This window comes from Pseudoalteromonas sp. OOF1S-7 (assembly GCF_022347765.1).
Taxonomy (GTDB): Bacteria; Pseudomonadota; Gammaproteobacteria; order Enterobacterales; family Alteromonadaceae; genus Pseudoalteromonas.
On sequence record NZ_JAKRFZ010000046.1, the window covers coordinates 1 to 1,275 of the forward strand.

At 42.4% G+C, this 1,275-nt stretch carries 2 protein-coding genes; both read right to left on the reverse strand.

Features of this window, described 5'->3' with window-relative positions; all coding sequences use genetic code 11:
- Positions 1-236: 236 nt before the first annotated feature.
- On the reverse strand, positions 237-581 hold the full coding sequence (locus MHN33_RS23745) for a hypothetical protein (protein ID WP_239401953.1): 345 nt from the start codon (positions 579-581) through the stop codon (positions 237-239).
- A 3-nt stretch (positions 582-584) separates the two neighbouring features.
- A partial coding sequence (locus MHN33_RS23750) for a hypothetical protein (protein ID WP_239401955.1) occupies positions 585-1,275 on the reverse strand: 691 nt, incomplete at its 5' end.

Here is a 1,275-nt window from a genome sequence, read left to right on the forward strand (position 1 = left end):
ACATTTATAGCGGACTGGACCAAACATCAGGCATGGCAAAGCGGGTAAAATAACGAACGAGATAACGAAAATGCGCTATCTCGCAGGCCTTCTCGGCTTGACATCGCTGGAGCGTCCATATATGTCTTTTATATTTTCCCTGCAACTTGTTGGTGACATACGACCAAAAACAGAAAAGCCCCAGCGGGTGCAGGGGCTTTAGATTGGATGTCTTTTATATTTTCCCTAACTCAACATTACAAAGTAAATAGTTTATTTTTCACTTTGGAAATCAACTTTCCAAAAATCATGGAAAATAGCGAGTTAATTGAATAGTACGCGTAGACATATAAAATAATAACCCACACAGGCAAGTCATATGCACTGCCAATCGCAATATATGAACCAATGGAAAAAGCAGTACTTAAAATTAAAACTAGTGCGTTCCTCCTTAGCTCCTCTAAAAAAGTATTATTTTGAGCCTTCCTTAACATCAATAGTACCGTTGAAACTAATATAATATACGCAACAACCCCAAAAGATGGCAGCAAGAGTAAAATACAGAAAGCCGCTACCGCCATAATTATCATCATCTGTTTCATAAATTACCAAATCCTAAGAAAGCCGGTGTAAGTTGTTCCTTTCATGTCCATATACCCTAATCCAGCATTAATTTTTCCCCCACTAAAACTAGCTCCGTCCCTAGCATGACCAAACTCAGCGCTGCCACCAACGCCCAAAGCAGCTGCAAGTTTTTCAAGCTTTGATACGGAACTACCAGTCGTGTCATCAGCTGGAATAAAATTATCTGTATCTATCCCTGGGGTCGCACCCGCCTCCACAGCAACAAAGACACCACTCCCTTCATCAAATCCAGTTACAGAAGCATGACCTAGTACACCCGTTTCGTCTATAGATAATCCAATAGCTAATTTTGTGCCATAATCCCCCACCGCAATCGTGACACTGGCCTCAAGTTGTAAAGTTGACTTTTTCAAATTTGCAATTATCTTTTCTTGTGGTGTACTTTGCTTGATTCTTCTCCCCTCAGCATTCAACAAATGCATCATAGCCGCTGTTCTTGCACCGTTTGAGAACTTACCGCCGGTAATAGCACTTGCTGTACCACCAACAATAGCTGCCACCGCTGTCCGCCCGGCAACGGCTGGCAATGTGCGGTTATTCATATTAAAGCCGGCATTGCCCATGGCCATTTTAGTAAAGCCAGCCGCAATAAATCCATGGCCAAATTTGCCTCCTGACAAGACGCTAGATACACCACCTACAAGTGCATGA

What these genes read in the sequence shown, in the direction of transcription:
- MHN33_RS23745 (WP_239401953.1), bottom strand. Translation starts at nt 581, where the DNA reads ATGAAACAGATGATGATAATTATGGCGGTAGCGGCTTTCTGTATTTTA.